Consider the following 16,722-nt stretch of genomic DNA (forward strand, 5'->3'; position numbering starts at 1 on the left):
TCGATTAGGCGGTGCTGGCGGCGGGCGGCACGCCCCCGCGCGGGCAGGAAGCGAAGATTCTATCGACCTGGGCGGCGCCACGCCCGTGCAGGGGCCGGCCAGCGGCTGTGCAGGCCGGCCCGGCATGACCATAATCCGGGCATGCGGCGCGGAGCCATTGCGCCCATTTCCGCCCGTTTCCGCCAATTTCCGACGAACGCCCGACGAACTCCGCCGCATTTTCGCCACAACACCCCATCACCCGCCCCTTGCCGCCCCAGCCATCCACCTCCGCTGCCCCGCCGCCCCTGCCTGCGGCGCTGGTCTTCGACGCCTGCAACGTCGGCGTGGTGCTGCGCGCCGTGCTCTTCGTGCAGGCCGTGGCGGCCACGGCTGCGATGTTCGGCGCCGACTCGCCCCTGCAGTGGCTGGAGAACATGGCCCTGCTGACCGGCGCCAGCCTGCCCGGCACCCTGGTCTGGCTGGTGGCGGCCTGCCTGCTCAAGCATCCGCTGCAGCGCCTGCCGTCCACCGGGCAGTACGCAGCCGGCGTGCTGCTGGGCATGGCGGCCGGGCTGTATGCCTGCGCCATGCTGCAACTGGCCGGTGGCAACAGCGCCCCCTGGCTGGCCAGCGCCATGTCCGGCGGACTGCTGGCGGCCCTGCTGGTGGCCGCCCTGGTGCTGCGCGCACGCGGCCACACCCCCGCCGACACGCAGGCGCGGCTGGCCGAGCTGCAGTCGCGCATACGCCCGCATTTCCTGTTCAACACGCTCAACAGCGCCATCGCCCTGGTGCGTGCCGAGCCCGCCAAGGCCGAGGCCCTGCTGGAAGACCTCAGCGACCTGTTCCGCTACGCGCTGGCCGAGCCGCACAGCACGACCACGCTGGCCGAGGAGATCGAGCTGGCCCAGCGCTACCTGGCCATCGAGCAGGTGCGCTTCGGCGAACGGCTGCAGGTGCGCTGGCAACTGGACCCTGCCGCCCACGGCGCCCTGCTGCCGCCGCTGCTGCTGCAGCCGCTGGTGGAAAACGCCATACGCCATGGCGTGGAGCCCAGCGCACACGGCGGCAAGCTGCAGGTGCGCACCGAGCGCCGTGGCGATCTGGTGGAGGTGCGCATCACCAACACCCTGCCCACCGAGATCGATTCCGCCAGCGCAGCTGGCACGCGCGGCAACGGCATTGCGCTGGCCAATGTGCGCGCCCGGCTGTCGCTGCTGCACGACCTGCAGGCCCACCTCACGGCGCGCACGCTCAAGGGCCATTTCGTGGTGCGCATCAGCCTGCCGCTGGCTGCGCCTGCCAGCCAACCCACGAAGGCTCTATCGAAGAAGAAGCACCATGCACATCCTGATCGTTGACGACGAAGCCCTGGCCCGCGCGCGACTGCGCACCCTGCTGGCCGATGTGGAAGCCTGCACGGGCACCGGCCCGCACCAGGTCAGTGAAGCGGCAGACGCGCGCCAGGCCATGGCCGTGCTGCAGGCGCCGGGCCCGCGCGCCGTGGAACTGGCGCTGCTGGACATCCACATGCCGGGCCAGGACGGCCTGGCCCTGGCGCACGCACTGCGCCGCCTGCCGCTGCCGCCTGCCGTGGTCTTCGTCACCGCCCATGCCGGCCATGCGGTCGAGGCCTTCGACCTGGACGCTGCCGACTACCTGACCAAGCCCGTGCGCCGCGAGCGCCTGCAGCAGGCCCTGGCCAAGGCCGCACGCACGGCGGTGCACCAGACGGCCGAGCGCGACAGCGGCCCCGTGCTGCTGATACAGGACCGGGGCACCACCGTGCGCCTGCCCCTGTCCGAAGTGCTCTACCTCAAGGCCGAACAGAAATACGTGACCGTGCGCACCGTGGGCCGCAGCTACATCCTCGACGGCGCCCTGGCCGACCTGGAAACCCGCCACGCCGACCACCTGCTGCGCGTGCACCGCAACGCGCTGGTGGCCCGCAGCGCCCTGCGCGCCCTGGAACGCCACGACGACCCCACCGAAGGCGAAGGCTGGGCCCTGCGCCTGCACGGCATCCCCGAACTGCTCATGGTCTCCCGCCGCCAGCTCCCCCAGGTCCGCGCTGCCATCCGCGACGAAGGACAGCCCGGCTGACGATGAAAGGCTGAGGACAGCGCTCTGCGCCAGAAAGCACGCCCCAAAACAAGCGCGGCCCACCTCAGAGACACCGAGGAAGGGCCTATGCCGGCCGCGCCGCCCCGCACCGAGGGTGTCATCCCCCTCCGCGAAGCGAGAAGGGGGAAGCCGCGAAGCGGCTCAGGGGGTCAAGCCATCTTTCTAGACAGATCCCACATCGCATCCACCAGCAGATCGACGTCCCGCGCGTCATGCCACAGGTGCGTGGAGACGCGCACGCCGTAGTGGTCTGCCGCCGCGCCGATCACGGGGAAGTTGGAGTTGCGGATCACGAAGCCCTGCGGATAGTCGCTGAGCATGCGCGCCACGAAGGTCGATGACTTGGTCCCGTTCATCACGTCGTCCTTGTTCTGGAACGGGTTGAAGCAGGTCAGCGCCGACAGCAGCTTGGGATCGTCCTTGGGCGAGTACAGCGAGTCCACGCCCCAGCGCTCGACGATCTTTTCCTTGAGGTAGGACGACAGCGTCAGGTCATAGGTCTCGATCTTCTTGCGGCCGATGCTGTCCCACTGCGCGCAGGCCTGGGCCAGCGCCATGAACATGGGCGTGTGCACGCTGCCGCAGGAGGTGACCGAGGCGGCGATGTCGTAGGTCTCCTTGGCCGTGGTCGTGCGCTCCAGCGCCGGGTAGGCGCTGGTGTGCACCGGGTACCACTTGGGCAGGGGCAGCGGGTTGGAGGCGCGCATCTTGTTGCGGATGATGAGGATGCCCGTCGAGCCCGGGCCGCACTGCCACTTGTGGCCCGCGCCGGACATGAAGTCCATGCCCAGCTCCGCATAGTTGTAGGCCATCATGCCCGGCAGGTGGGCGCCGTCCACGATGCTGATCAGGCCATGCGCCTTGACCACGCCCATCAGGTCGGCAATGGGCAGCATGGTGCCGGTCTTGTAGGTGGGAGAGGACCACATCATGGCGCGCACGCGCTTGCCCTGGGCCTTGAGCGCGCGGATGCGCTCGTCGAACAGGTTCACGTAGGTGGCCGCCGTCTGGTTGTTGCCCACGGGCAGCGCAATGCGCGAGACCTCGATGCCGTAGCGGTCCTGGGCGATCTTCAGCGGCGTGTCGCCGCCGCCGTGCTCGTGGTTGGTGGTGACCACCACGTCGCCACGCTGCCAGTCGATGCCCAGGATGGCATGGCACATGCCCGAGGAGGTGTTGGCCGAGAAGGCCAGTTCGTCGGCATCCACGCCAAAGCCCGGCGCCACCTGCTTGCGCAGGTCCAGCAGGTTGCTGTAGCCGTTGCCCGAGTCGGCGGCCTTCTTGCGGTTTTCGGTATCGAACACGTCGAGCACCAGCTTGGGCATGGAGCCGGCCGTGCCGATGTTCATGTAGGTCTTCTCGGGCTTGAGGATGAACATGCTCTGCACGTCGGTCCAGAAGGCCTCGTCGCGCATGAGCTGCTCGCGCAGCGCGGCCGCCGAGGTCTGGGCGTTGCCGCTGCCGCAGGCGGCCAGCAGCGGGCCCAGCGTGGCGGCGCCGGTGCCGTAGCCCAGCATGCGCAGGAAGTCGCGGCGCTTGGAAGTCCAGCGCGCGGGATAGCCGGATTCGCCGGCGGCCGCAGTGGCGGTCAGGGATGTGGCCTGCTCGGCCGCGATCTGGGGGTGTCGTGCGTTCATGCGGTCCTCCTGTCGTTGCGCAAGCGGTCAGCGGCGGCCGACGATGGCCGAGATTTCGATCTTCACATCGCGCGGCAGGCGCGCCACTTCCACCGTGGCCCGAGCGGGGGCGCCGGTCTTGAAGTACTCGCCATAGACCTTGTTCATGGCGGCGAACTCGTTGAGGTCCTTCATGAAGACCGAGGTCGAGAGCACATCCTCGTAGCCCAGTCCCTGGGACTTGAGCTTGGCGCCGATGTGGTCGAGCACGGCGCGCGTCTGCTCTTCGATGGTGGCGCCCTGGATGGCCGTGCCCTGTGCGTTCAGCGGCAGCACGCCCGAGAAGTAGATGGTGTTGCCATGCGCCACCATCTGCGAGTACGGGCCGATGGCCGGGTAGATCTGCGTGGTGGACAGCACCTCGCGCTTGTTGGGCGCAGCGCAACCCACCAGCGCCGCCGCCGTCACCGCCACCCCGCATGCCAGCGCCATGCGCCCCAGGTTCGTTCGAATATCCATGGTATTGCCCTTCTCAAACAAAAATACAAGCTGCCACTGCCGTGCCACGCATTACTGCATTGGCGTTATGGAAACACTTTGTCACCATTAACCCAGTCCTCAGAGGTGACCTGAATCATCGATACAAAATGATTCGAATTCGTGATTTCACGGAGAAATTCTAGGCAGGGATCTGGAGCATTCGATAATGAATTTTCCCCTACGCACCACTACGCACACGGACCCACGCAGTGCTACGCAGCCCTTCAACATTCTTTGAAAACAATGGTTTGGCACGGAATCTGCTCAACAACAAGCAGCACATCAGGCATCAGAGGGACGGCGCACCACAATACGGCAAAACGATTATCCAAAACCCCAAAAAGGGGAGTACGCACCAAGAAAATGCATCTCGGATTTCCAGTATCCATGGGATATTGTTTCGTGCCCAAAAACCATTTTTCATGGTGTTTCCCTTGGGATATTCAAACGCCTTTTCACGCGCGCGTGAATCCGTGTGGATATACGGGCGCGCAGGCCATTGGAAAATACAGCGCCTGCCATTCAAAGGCCGCCGCCCTGGCGCTGGCGGCATGCGCGCAAGCCCTGTTGACAAGGCCCGGCCACTGGGCGGAAAAGATCGTCGGTGCACCCCACACAGGCTCCCATGCAACTTCCGCTGAAACTTGCACTTCTGTCGATTGCCGCCATCGCGCTCGCCCTGGGCCTGGTCGCGGCGACCGTGCAGCACCAGACCCTGGAGCTGGCCCACCAGGAAAGGGAACTGGTCGAGACCGCCTACCTGCACAGCAAGGAGACGGAGCTGCGCCACTACGTCCAGCTGGCGACCACGGCGCTGACGCGCATCAAGTCCAGCGGCGAGGAGCAATCCGTGCAGCGGCGCCAGGCGCTGGAGATGCTGTCGCGCATGCAGTTCGGCGAGGACGGCTACTTCTTTGTCTACGACGAACACGGCAACGTGCTGCTGGATGCGCGCCAGATGGGCCTGTCGGGCGTGGACCTGTGCGATCCCAACAGCCCCGGCGGCGCAGGACCCGCCAGGATCATCCTGGACGCCGCGCGCAGCGGCGGCGGCCTGGTGCGCTACCAGTGGCAAAAACCGTCATCGCTGCGTACCGAGGCCAAGCTCGCCTACGTGGCCACGGTGCCCGAATGGGGCTGGTCGCTGGGCACGGGCCTGTACCTGGACGATGTGGAGCAGGCGCTGCGCCAGATCGACGAAAGCGCCCAGGCCAACATCGCGGCCACGCGCTGGCGCATCTTCGGCATTGCGGCGCTGTGCATCGTGCTCATCGGCGTGGCGGGACTGGTCTTCAATCTCAGCGATCACCGCGTGTCCAGCAACAAGCTGCAGCGGCTGGCCCAGCGCGTGGTGCATTCGCAGGAAGAGGAACGCACGCGCGTGGCGCGCGACCTGCATGACGGCGTGGTGCAGGTGCTGGTCTCCTCCAAGTTCCTGCTGGAGACGGCCCAGGCACAGCTCAGGCGGCTGGCCGCGCAGGACCCGGCCACGGCCCAGCGCATGGTGGACCAGGGCCTGGAGCAGCTCAACCACGCGCTGGTGGAGATACGGCGTGTCTCCCACGGCCTGCGCCCCGCCCTGCTGGACGACCTGGGCCTGGCCCCGGCCCTGGCGCTGATGAGCCAGCAAATGCAGGCCGAGGACGGCCTGCGCATGCAGTTCGGCTGCCGCGGCGAGACGCGCTTTCTGCCGCCCAGCCATGCCACGGCCCTGTTCCGCGTGGCCCAGGAGGCCGTGACGAATGCGCAAAACCATGCCCAGGCCACGCGCATCGATGTCAGCCTGCACTTTCAGCGCCGCCGCGTGGTGCTGCAGGTCAGCGACGACGGCCAGGGCTTCGACATGCGCCGCGTGCAGCGCGACCGCCAGGGCGGCATCGGCCTGCGCAACATGCGCGAGCGCATCGAAGGCCTGGGCGGCCACCTGTCCATCAGTTCGGGGCGCCGGGGCACCCGGCTGGTCGCCGTGCTCTACCGCGATGGCGGCATGCCGCTGTCTCCCTCACCGGAATTCGAACTCCCACGGGCCGCTGCATGAACCCCATGATCCGCATCCTCCTGGTGGACGACCACCCTCTCGTGCGCGACGGCGTGTCCATGCGCCTGCAGGCCACGGACCATATCCGTGTGGTGGGCGAGGCCGCCAGCGTGGACCAGGCCCTGCCGCTGGCCCGCCAGCTGTCGCCCGACCTGGTGGTCACCGACATCCGCATGCCGGGCGCCAGCGGCATCGACCTGGCCGCGCTGTTCCGCGATCAGTTCCCCCTGGTGCGCGTGCTGGTGCTGTCCATGCATGAGGATCCCGAATACGTGCGCCGCGCCGTGGCGCTGGGCGCGCGCGGCTATGTGCTCAAGGACGCGCCTGCGCAGCAGCTCATCGAGGCCATAGACCGGGTCTACGCCGGCGGCCTGTATTTCAGCCCCGGCCTGCAGCCCGTGGCCGAAGAAGACGGCAGCGCGTCCGGGCCCCGGCGCGCCCTCACGCCGCGCGAGGCCAGCGTGCTGCAGTGGATCTCGGAGGGCCGCTCCAACAAGGAAATCGCCGCGCTCATGGGCACCTCGGTGCGCACCGTGGAAACCCACCGCCTGCACCTGCGCCGCAAGCTGCGCATCGACGGCCATGCGGCCTTCATCAAGTACGCGGTGGATTACGCCGACCTGCTGGGGCCGGCACCCCAGGAGGCCCGCGCAGGCTAGGACCCGCGCCTCAGCCTCAACATCAGCCTCAGTGCGCGTGCGCCGCGCGGCTGACCACGGTGACCAGCACGATGCCCAGCATCAGCCAGCCCACCTGGGCCACGGTCTCGCGCGCGCTCAGGCGCTTTTGCAGCTGGGGAATCAGGTCAGCCAGCGCCACGTAGATGAAGCTGCTGGAGGCCACGGCCAGGAAGTACGGCAGCAGTTCCTGCAGCTGTCCCACCAGGAAATAGCCGCCAATGCCGCCCAGCGTGGTCACGGCCCCGGCCATGGACACCTTGATCAGCGCCACGCGCCGGTTGGAGCTGGACTGGCGCAGCACCACGATGTCGCCCATGTGGTGCGGCACCTCGTGGGCCAGCACCGACACCGCCGCGATCAGCCCCAGGCGCATGTCGGCCATGAAGGCGGAGGCGATCAGCACGCCATCGCCAAAGCAGTGCACGCTGTCGCCGGTCAGCACCGCCCAGCCGCCGTGGCGGTGGCCGTGATGGTGGTCATGGGAATGGTCATGGGCGTGGCCCTGGTGATCGTGATGTTCGTGGTGATCGTGCTCATGGGCCGGCGGCGCCCCGTGCTCATGCCCGTGGTGCCACAGCTCGGCCTTGGACAGCAGGAAAAAGAACACCAGGCCCACCAGCAGCGTCACGAACAGGTCATGCGCGCCTGCCTCGCTCTCAAAGGCCTCGGGCAAGAGGTGCATGAAGGCCGTGGCCAGCAGCGCGCCCGCCGCCAGGCTCAACAGCCGCTGCGGCATCATGCCCGGCGCGCGATTGCCTCCCAGCCCCATCAACAACGCGGCCACCCAGACGCTGCCAATACCGGCGGCCAGGGTGGCCAGAATGATTGCTACCAATGTCATAGCGATTTGTGCTTCAACCGTATGCCCTTGCAGGCGAAACCCGCGAATTCTCGCAGAAAGACAGGCCCCATCGCAGCCGTGGCCTGCGATCCCATGAAGGAAGCAGGCCACGGTGTCGGGTGCCCTCGGTTTCAGCCTACAGAAGCTGTCAAGCCCCCCTGCGCGAAAAAGCTCAGGGCGCGACGCCGTTCTTGTTGAACCAGGCCAGCATTTTTTGCCAGCCGTCGCGCGCAGCCTGCTCGCGGTAGCTGGGCCGGTAGTCGGCATGGAAGGCGTGGGGCGCCTCCGGGTAGATCACGAACTCCGAGGCCTTGGCCGCTGCCGAGCCCTGCTTGAGCGCCTCGCGCATGCGCTCCACGGATTCCAGCGGAATGCCCGTGTCCTGCCCGCCATACAGGCCCAGCACCGGCGCCTTGAGGCTGGAGACCAGCTCCAGCGGATGGCGTGGCTGCAGCGCCGTCTTGGCGCCCTCCAGCCGGCCGTACCAGGCCACGCCGGCCTTGACCGGGCCATGGGCCGCATACAGCCAGGTGATGCGCCCGCCCCAGCAAAAGCCCGTGATGGCCACGCGCGCCGTATCGCCGCCCTGGGTGCCGGCCCATTGCACGGCGCCGTCCAGGTCGGCCATGACCTGCTCGTCGGGCACCTTGGAGACCAGCTCGCTCATGAGCTTGGCGATGTCGGTATAGGTCTTGGGGTCGCCCTGGCGCGCATACAGATCGGGGGCAATGGCCAGGTAGCCGGCACGCGCCAGGCGGCGGCAGGTGTCGGCAATGTATTCATGCACGCCGAAGATCTCGGAGATCACCAGCACCACGGGCACATTCTTCTTGCCCGCGGGCGCGGCGCGGTAGGCGGGCACCTTGAAGCCGTTCACGGTGAAATGCACCTCGCCGGCCGTCAGGCCGTCGGCCGGCGTGGAGATGGCGGTCTGCGCCATGAGCGGCGTGGCCGCTGCGGCATAGCCCAGGCCCAGGGCCGTCTGCAATGCCAGGCGCCGCGTGGGCCCCTCTTCGCTGCTGCGCCCCGGAACCAGGGCCTTCAGGTCTTGCTGCTGATCGTCACGCATGCATCTCTCCTTGGTGGTGGTTGAGAACCGGCCAAGTCTACGATGCCTGCGTGAAGCTCAATGTGCCTTGTCCCAGTTGGGTCCCAGGCCCACCTCGGCGAGCAGCGGCACCTTCAAGTCGGCCACGCCGGCCATCAGGCGCGGGATCTCGGTGCGCACCCAGTCCGACTCGCCTTCGGGCAGCTCGAACACCAGTTCGTCGTGCACCTGCATGATGACGCGGACCTCGGACTGCCTGGCATCGAGCTCGGCCTGCACTGCCACCATGGCCTTCTTGATCAGATCGGCCGCCGTGCCCTGCATGGGCGCGTTGATGGCCTGGCGTTCGGCCGCCTTCTTGCGCGGGCCGCTGCCGCCGTTGATGTCCACCAGGTACAGGCGGCGGCCGAAGACGGTTTCCACGTAGCCGTGGTCGCGCGCGAATTCCACCGTCTCGTCCATGTAGCGCTTGACGCCCGGATAGCGCTGGAAATAGCGGTCGATGTAGGCGGCCGCGGCCTTGGTCTCTATGCCCAGGTTCTTGGCCAGGCCAAAGCTGCTCATGCCGTAGATCAGCCCGAAGTTGATGACCTTGGCGTAGCGGCGCTGCTCGCTGCTGACCTGCTCCAGCTCCACGTTGAAGACTTCCGATGCCGTGGCACGGTGCACGTCGCGGCCTTCGTGGAAGGCGCGCAGCAGGGACTCGTCGCCCGACAGGTGGGCCATGATGCGCAGCTCGATCTGCGAGTAGTCGGCGCTGGCGATCACATGGCCGGGCGCGGCAATGAAGGCCTCGCGCACGCGCCGGCCTTCGGGCGTGCGGATGGGGATGTTCTGCAGGTTGGGGTCGTTGCTGGACAGGCGCCCCGTCACGGCCACGGCCTGGGCGTAGTGCGTGTGCACGCGGCCCGTGCGCGGCAGCGCCAGCTGGGCCAGCTTGTCGGTATAGGTGCCCTTGAGCTTGGACAGGCTGCGGTGTTCCAGCAGCTTGGCGGGCAGCGGATAGTCCTCGGCCAGCTTCTCCAGCACCTCTTCGTCGGTGCTGCGTGCGCCGGTGGCCGTCTTCTTGACCACGGGCATGCCCAGCTTGTCGAAAAAGATTTCGCCCAGCTGCTTGGGGCTGGCCAGGTTGAAGGGCTGGCCCGCGATGTCGTAGGCCTCCTGCTCCAGCTGCACGATGCGCTGGCCCAGGTCGTTGCTCTGCCTGGCCAGCGTGGCGGCATCGATGAGCACGCCGTTGCGCTCTATGCGGAACAGGGCCTCGCTGGTGGCGATCTCCAGCTCGTAGACGCCGCGCAGGCCGTCGTTGGCCTGCAGCTGCGGCCACAGCACGCGGTGCACGTCCAGGGTCTGGTCGGCATCCTCGCAGGCATAGGCGGCAGCCTTGTCCACGGGCACCTGGGCGAACGGGATCTGGTGGGCGCCCTTGCCGCACAGGTCTTCATAGCTGATGCCCGTGCGGTTGGTGTGGCGCAGCGCCAGGCTGGCCAGGCCGTGCGGGCGGTGCACTTCCAGCACATAGCTTTGCAGCATGGTGTCGTGCACATAGCCGTGCACCTCGATGCCGGCATTGGCGAAGACATGGCGGTCGTACTTGACGTGCTGGCCCAGCTTGGGCCGGGCCGCATCCTCCAGCCAGGGCTTGAGGCGCTGCAGCACCTCGTCGGCCGGCAGTTGCTCGGGCGCGTCGGGGCCGGCATGGCGCAGGGGGATGTAGGCAGCGGCGCCGGGCTCCACGCTCAGCGAGATGCCCACGATCTCGGCACGCATCTCGTCCAGCGAGGTGGTTTCGGTATCCAGGGCCGTGAGTTCGGCGGCGTTGATCTTGGCCAGCCACTGGTCGAACGCTTCCCAGGTCAGCACCACGTCATAGTCCAGCGGGCGCTGCTGGACGGCCTCGGCCTCGGTGGTGGCGTCGTCGGATTCGGCCTGCTCCTGGGCAAACATGTCGCCCGTGGACTGGTCGGCACGCGGCTTGGCCGCTGGCTTGCGGCCGGCCTTGACGGCTTCCAGCGCATCGGGCTCGGGCGCGGCACCGCCGAGCATGCGCGCCAGGCCCTTGAAGCCGTAGCGCTCATAGAAGTCGCGCAGCGGCGCGGTATCGGGCTCGCGCGGCGCCAGCGCGTCGAGCACCGGCAGGGTGGGCACTTCGGCGCTCAGGTCGCAGTCGGTCTTCATGGTGACCAGCTGGCGGCTCAGCGCCAGCTGGCCCGAGGCGATGGCATCGCGCAGGTTCTGGCCGGCCACGCCCTTGATGCCGTCGGCCGCAGCAATCAGGCCGTCGAGCGAGCCGTGCTCTGCCAGCCACTTGACGGCCGTCTTGGGGCCCACCTTGGACACGCCGGGCACGTTGTCCACGGCATCGCCGACCAGGGCCTGGTAGTCGATCATCTGCGTGGGCGGCACGCCGAACTCGGCCGTCACGCCGGCCACGTCGCGGCGCTTGCCGCTCATGGTGTCCATCACCATGATGTGGGAGTCCACCAGCTGGGACAGGTCCTTGTCGCCACTGGAGATCACCACGTTCACGCCCTGGGCGGCGGCCGTCTTGGCCAGGGTGCCGATCACGTCGTCGGCCTCCACGCCCTGGATGGCCAGCACCGGCCAGCCCAGCAGGCGGACCACTTCATGGATGGGCTCGATCTGCGAGCGCAGATCGTCGGGCATGGGCGAGCGGTGCGCCTTGTATTCGGGGTAGAGCGTGTCGCGGAAGGTGGGTCCGCTGGTGTCGAACACGCAGACGGCGTAGTCGGCCGCCACTTCCTTCCTGATCGCCTGGAGCATGTTGATCATGCCGCGGATGGCGCCCGTGGCAGGGCTTTCCGGGTTGCCGGGCTCGGCGCGCAGGTCCGGCATGGCGTGGTAGGCGCGGTAGAGGTAGCTGGAGCCGTCGATCAGCACCAGGGTCTTGGAATTGCTCATGCGCCGATTGTGCACGCGCCGGCAGGGTGACAGGGCGGGACAGCGCCCGCTGCAAGTTCTACAATGGAGCCTATGCGCGCCGCTACACTTTTCATCTTCCTGACCCTGGCCGCCAGCTCCGTGCTGGCCCAGAACCCCACGCCTGCCCCGGCTGCCTCCACCGCTCCTGCGGCGGCGACCGAGCAGACCGCGCCGGACACGGCCAAGCCCGAGGGCCGCGACCGAACCAACCAGCGCGTGGAACACATCCATGTGGAAGATGGCGGCAGCCGCGTTGACGAGTTGCGCGTGGGCGGCCAGACCCGCAGCATCACCGTGCAGCCCAAGGTCGGCGACATGCCTTCGTATGAAGTGCAGTCCAACGACGGCGCCCGTTCCTCGCGCAACCGCGGCGATGGCGACGGCACCAACGGCACGCGCGTCTGGAACCTCAAGAAGTTCTGATCCTCACCGGACTGTCCGGGCCCCGGCCCGGCGGCATCCCAGGGGGCAGCACCTGACGGCGCTGCCCTCTTTCCATATCTGACGACAACGATTTCCGCCGCGCCCTGAAGGCCGGCAATGCAACATGGCCGTTTTCACCGAAGTCTCCGACAAAGACGCGCGCGAGCTGCTGCGCCGCATGTCCCTGGGTTCCTTCAAGGAGCTGCGCGGCATCCAGGGCGGCATAGAGAACACCAACTACTTTCTCACCACCGAACAGGGCGAGTGGGTGCTGACGCTGTTCGAGCGCCTGACGGCCGAGCAACTGCCCTTCTACCTGTACCTGATGAAGCACCTGGCGCAGGCCGGCATTCCCGTGCCCGACCCGCAGGCCGAGACCCGCAGCGGCGACATCCTGCTGAGCGTGTGCGGCAAGCCGGCCTCCATCGTCAACCGCCTGCCCGGCAAGAGCGAGCTGGCGCCCCAGCCCGCGCACTGCGCCGCCGTGGGCGAGATGCTGGCGCGCATGCACCTGGCCGGACGCGACTACGATCGCCAGCAGCCCAATCTGCGCAGCCTGCCCTGGTGGAACGAGACCGTGCCCACGGTCATCCCGCACATAGACGCACCCACGGCCGACCTGCTGCGCTCCGAGCTGGCCTTCCAGAACCATGTGGCCGCCTCGCCCGCCTATGCGGCGCTGCCGCGCGGCCCCGTGCACGCCGACCTGTTCCGCGACAACGTGATGTTCGATGGCGAGCGCCTGACCGGCTTCTTCGACTTCTACTTCGCAGGCGTGGACAGCTGGCTGTTCGACCTGGCCGTGTGCCTCAACGACTGGTGCATCGAACATGCCAACGGCGCCCATGACGCCACCAAGGCCAGGGCCATGATCGACGCCTACCAGTCGGTGCGCCCCCTGACCGCCGCCGAGCGCGAGCTGTTCAACCCCATGCTGCGCGCGGGCGCGCTGCGCTTTTGGATTTCCCGCCTGTGGGATTTCCACCTGCCGCGCGAGGCCTCCATGCTCGTTCCCCACGACCCCACCCATTTCGAGCGCGTGCTGCGCCAGCGCCTGGCCCACCCGGTGGCGCTGGACTGACGTCCGAAGACCGCCACAGCGCGGCCGACAGAGGGCTTTGCGGTCCACGGGCCGCGCGTCCTCGGGTACAGTCCCCGTTCGGGCGCCAGCGGCGCGGCCCATGCCAGAGGCCATGCCCCATCCAGGCGCCCCGACTTCCTCACCCCATGAAACTTCTCATCGTTCCCGCCCGTACCGGCCTGCAATGGGTGCAGCAGGGCATCCGCACCTTCCGCCAGCAGCCGCTGGCACTGGCGGCGCTGTTCTTTCTGTCGATGGCGGCCATGTCGCTGGTCACGGTGCTGCCGCTGATCGGCCCCGTGATCGCGCTGGGCCTGCTGCCGGCCACCTCGCTGGCCATGATGGTGGCGGCGGCCGAGGCATCGCACGGGCGTGCGCCCACGCCGGCCCTGCTGCTGGTGGCCTTTCGCACCGGGCGCCAGCGCCTGAACTCCATGCTCACGCTGGGCGCCATGTATGCGGCAGGCTTCCTGCTGATCATGGGCCTGTCCATGCTGGTGGACGACGGCCAGTTTGCCAACGTCTACCTGGGCGGCGAGCCGCTGACGCGCGAGATCGCCGAGTCGCCCGACTTCCAGGCCGCCATGTGGCTGAGCATGGGCCTGTACCTGCCGCTGTCACTGCTGTTCTGGCACGCGCCGGGGCTGGTGCACTGGCACAACGTGCCCCCGGTCAAGGCCGTGTTCTTCAGCCTGGTGGCCTGTGTACGCAACATCGGCGCGCTGGTGGTCTTCGGCCTGAGCTGGATGGGCGTGTTCATCGTGGCCGGCATCGTGATGGCCCTGATCTCGGCCGTGCTGGCCCAGGTGCTGGGCAGCATTGCCAACGGCCTGATGATCGGCACGGCCATGCTGCTGGCCGCCATGTTCTTCACCTCCATCGTCTTCACCTTCCGCGACTGCTTTGCAGCGCCCGATGAAAGCGATGGCAGCGACGCCATCGGCACCGAGCCGCCTGCGCCGCCCGGACTGTCCGGCTGAGCGCTTCGCCACTGCACCCCACAAAGCCCCTTTCAAGGGGCTTTTTCTTTGGACCGTTCTTCGGGCCCTACTTCGCGCCTCTTCTTTGTTTTTTTGACGGGCCGCATCGCCTGGCACCCCTCGCCTGGCGGCTGTCATATGACGCTGTCACGGTTTCGTCATGCGGATGCCATTGCTCTGTCACACCGGCTGCCTAGCATGCCGTGCGGATGTCAAGCCAGCGAGTGCGCGGCGGCATCCCGGCCCATCCCGCCCCCGATGGGTTGACGCTGACAAACCCATAACGGAAGCCCCATGTCCCAATCCACGATGCTCTCCCGCCGCAAGGCGCTGCAATTCCTGACCGGCGCCCCCCTGCTGCCGCTCGGCTCCGCCGTGTCCGCCACCGGCCTGCTGACCGCCTGCGGCGGCGGTGACGACGGCCCCGCGAAGAACTATGTGGCGGCCAGCTTCACCTCCATGGCAGCGCCCACGCTGGCCAACCCCCAGGCCATGGCCAGGATGACCGTGGCCTCGCAGCTCAAGGTGCAGTTCAGCGACAACAGCGAGCAGAGCTTCGACCTGGGCTACCAGCCCTTCTTCGTGACCGGCGATGAAGTGCCGGACGGCAAGGGCGGCAAGATCCTGGCCGGCGGCTACTACGACATCAACAACAACAAGATCATCGACCGCACCGTGGCCGGCAGCGAGCGCCACTTCTTCTCCGATTCGCCCGACGGCACCTCGCTGCTGACCGTGCCCAATGCCAAGGTGGACGGCGTCAAGGGCAAGCCCGTGTTCGCCGTGGTGCAGTTCGAATACACCACCTGGGCGCAGGACGGCAAGACCGACATGTACGGCAAGCTGCCCTCGCCTATCGCCGTGCTGACGCTGGACCAGGACCAGACCACCGGCAAGCTCAGCCTGGTCAAGTACCACAACGTGGACACCTCCAAGGTGCACGGCCTGTGGATCACCTGCGGCGCCAGCCTGTCGCCCTGGGGCACCCACCTGTCCAGCGAAGAGTACGAGCCCGACGCCTTCACCTCCGGCAATGCCCAGCTGCTGGCCTTCAGCCAGAACCTGTATGGCGACCAGAACAAGGCCAACCCCTACCACTACGGCCACATGCCCGAAGTGACGGTCAACGCGGACGGCACGGCCAGCATCAAGAAGCATTTCTGCATGGGCCGCATCTCGCACGAGCTGGTCCAGGTCATGCCCGACCAGCGCACGGCGCTGATGGGCGACGACGCCACCAACAGCGGCTACTTCGTCTTCGTGGCCGACAAGGAAAAGGACCTGTCCTCGGGTTCGCTGTACGTGGCCAAGGTGGGCGCGGGCTTCTCCATCGACCCCGCATCGGGCAGCGCCGCCGCGCTGACCTGGATCAAGCTGGGCTCTGCCACCAGCGCCGAGATCGAGCAACTGGCCAACACGCTCAAGCCCACGGACATCATGACCGTGGCCAAGACCGATCCGGGCGACGCCAGCTACACCAAGATCACGGCCAACGGCAAGGTCGAGTGGATCAAGATCAACCCCGGCATGGACAAGGCCGCCGCCTTCCTGGAAACCCACCGCTACGCCGCCTTCAAGGGCGCAAGCATGGGCTTCACCAAGATGGAAGGCACGACCGTCAACGCCAAGGACAAGGTGGCCTACTCGGCCCTGCAGAACTGCGAAAAGTCCATGGTGGCCGGTGATGCGCTGAACGTGGCCGGCAACGGCGTGTCCATCCCCAAGCAGCTCAAGGCCGGCGCCGTGATGGCACTGAACCTGCGCGGCGGCCAGAAGGACACGGCAGGCGCCGCCATCAACAGCGAGTGGATGCCCGTGGACACCAAGGCCTTGCTGGCCGGCGAGGACATCAGCGCCGACGCGCTGGGCAACACCGGCAACCCGAACAAGATCTGCAACCCCGACAACCTCAAGTTCTCGGAGAAGATGCGCACCCTGTTCATCGGCGAGGACAGCGGCCAGCACGTGAACAACTTCCTGTGGGCCTACAACATCGACACCAAGCAGCTGTCGCGCCTGATGTCGATTCCCGCAGGCGGCGAATCCACCGGCCTGCATGCCGTGGACGAGATCAACGGCTGGACCTACATCATGAGCAACTTCCAGCACGCCGGTGACTGGGGCGCCATCCACAACGTGGTCAAGCCCACGCTGGACCCGCTGATCAGCGCCAACTATCGCGGCAAGTTCGGCGCCGCCGTCGGCTACCTGACCGGCACCGCGGCCCAGCCCAAGCTGTCGGCCTGACCACCGCCACAGCGCCCCGCCGCCCTGCGGCGCGTGGCGCAGCCACACAAAGGCCATGGATTTCCATGGCCTTTTTGCATGTCTGCGCCGCAATTGCATGGATGTCATGAACCCGACTCCTGGCGTGCAAAACAAGATTCATTCTCATCTGCTCGCTATAATTTCTGATGCATTGCGGC

The 16,722-nt window shown here is 67.4% G+C and carries 13 protein-coding genes; 8 read left to right on the forward strand and 5 right to left on the reverse strand.

Features of this window, described 5'->3' with window-relative positions:
• The first annotated feature begins 248 nt into the window (after positions 1 to 248).
• Together DACI_RS26875 and DACI_RS26880 are read left to right on the forward strand one after the other, a co-directional pair.
• Positions 249 to 1,343 (forward strand): sensor histidine kinase, encoded by a 1,095-nt coding sequence (locus DACI_RS26875; protein ID WP_012207115.1) that lies wholly within the window; start codon positions 249 to 251, stop codon positions 1,341 to 1,343.
• Positions 1,324 to 2,085, forward strand: coding sequence for a LytR/AlgR family response regulator transcription factor (locus DACI_RS26880; protein WP_012207116.1), 762 nt, complete (start codon positions 1,324 to 1,326; stop codon positions 2,083 to 2,085). The genes DACI_RS26875 and DACI_RS26880 overlap by 20 nt, the downstream gene beginning before the upstream one ends.
• Positions 2,086 to 2,255: 170 nt before the next feature.
• Here DACI_RS26880 and DACI_RS26885 read toward each other — a convergent pair whose 3' ends face one another.
• Together DACI_RS26885 and DACI_RS26890 are read right to left on the reverse strand one after the other, a co-directional pair.
• Positions 2,256 to 3,743: an aminotransferase class V-fold PLP-dependent enzyme gene (locus DACI_RS26885; RefSeq protein WP_012207117.1), complete on the reverse strand. Its 1,488-nt coding sequence runs from the start codon at positions 3,741 to 3,743 to the stop codon at positions 2,256 to 2,258.
• 27 nt (positions 3,744 to 3,770) lie between these two features.
• A complete protein-coding gene (locus DACI_RS26890; RefSeq protein WP_012207118.1) occupies positions 3,771 to 4,241 on the reverse strand; it encodes a Rid family detoxifying hydrolase in 471 nt (156 codons plus the stop codon).
• A gap of 646 nt (positions 4,242 to 4,887) precedes the next feature.
• Here DACI_RS26890 and DACI_RS26895 point away from each other — a divergent pair.
• Both DACI_RS26895 and DACI_RS26900 read left to right on the forward strand, forming a co-directional pair.
• On the forward strand, positions 4,888 to 6,300 hold the full coding sequence (locus DACI_RS26895) for a cache domain-containing protein (RefSeq protein ID WP_012207119.1): 1,413 nt from the start codon (positions 4,888 to 4,890) through the stop codon (positions 6,298 to 6,300).
• Positions 6,297 to 6,959 (forward strand): response regulator, encoded by a 663-nt coding sequence (locus tag DACI_RS26900; RefSeq protein WP_012207120.1) that lies wholly within the window; start codon positions 6,297 to 6,299, stop codon positions 6,957 to 6,959. Before DACI_RS26895 ends, DACI_RS26900 begins: the two co-directional genes overlap by 4 nt.
• Positions 6,960 to 6,987: 28 nt before the next feature.
• Here DACI_RS26900 and DACI_RS26905 read toward each other — a convergent pair whose 3' ends face one another.
• The 3 genes from DACI_RS26905 to polA all read right to left on the reverse strand — a co-directional run bounded on the left by DACI_RS26905 (position 6,988) and on the right by polA (position 11,791).
• Positions 6,988 to 7,821 carry a ZIP family metal transporter gene (locus tag DACI_RS26905; RefSeq protein ID WP_012207121.1) on the reverse strand — a complete coding sequence of 278 codons (834 nt, stop codon included), beginning with the start codon at positions 7,819 to 7,821 and terminating at the stop codon, positions 6,988 to 6,990.
• A 172-nt stretch (positions 7,822 to 7,993) separates the two neighbouring features.
• A complete protein-coding gene (locus DACI_RS26910) occupies positions 7,994 to 8,890 on the reverse strand; it encodes a dienelactone hydrolase family protein (protein ID WP_012207122.1) in 897 nt (298 codons plus the stop codon).
• 57 nt (positions 8,891 to 8,947) lie between these two features.
• The gene (gene polA / locus DACI_RS26915; RefSeq protein WP_012207123.1) at positions 8,948 to 11,791 is read right to left on the reverse strand and encodes a DNA polymerase I; all 2,844 of its coding nucleotides are present in this window, start codon (positions 11,789 to 11,791) and stop codon (positions 8,948 to 8,950) included.
• A gap of 72 nt (positions 11,792 to 11,863) precedes the next feature.
• On the opposite strand from polA, the gene DACI_RS26920 reads away from it, so the two are divergent.
• From DACI_RS26920 to DACI_RS26935, 4 genes are all read left to right on the forward strand, one after another.
• Positions 11,864 to 12,235 (forward strand): hypothetical protein, encoded by a 372-nt coding sequence (locus DACI_RS26920; RefSeq protein WP_012207124.1) that lies wholly within the window; start codon positions 11,864 to 11,866, stop codon positions 12,233 to 12,235.
• A gap of 124 nt (positions 12,236 to 12,359) precedes the next feature.
• A complete protein-coding gene (locus DACI_RS26925) occupies positions 12,360 to 13,316 on the forward strand; it encodes a homoserine kinase (protein ID WP_012207125.1) in 957 nt (318 codons plus the stop codon).
• Positions 13,317 to 13,462: 146 nt separating this feature from the next.
• Complete coding sequence (locus DACI_RS26930; RefSeq protein ID WP_012207126.1) at positions 13,463 to 14,296, forward strand: BPSS1780 family membrane protein; 834 nt, start codon at positions 13,463 to 13,465, stop codon at positions 14,294 to 14,296.
• 294 nt (positions 14,297 to 14,590) lie between these two features.
• Positions 14,591 to 16,543: a PhoX family protein gene (locus DACI_RS26935; protein WP_012207127.1), complete on the forward strand. Its 1,953-nt coding sequence runs from the start codon at positions 14,591 to 14,593 to the stop codon at positions 16,541 to 16,543.
• Positions 16,544 to 16,722 lie beyond the last annotated feature (179 nt).

This window comes from Delftia acidovorans SPH-1, from assembly GCF_000018665.1.
In the GTDB taxonomy this organism is placed as follows: domain Bacteria; phylum Pseudomonadota; class Gammaproteobacteria; order Burkholderiales; family Burkholderiaceae_C; genus Comamonas; species Comamonas acidovorans.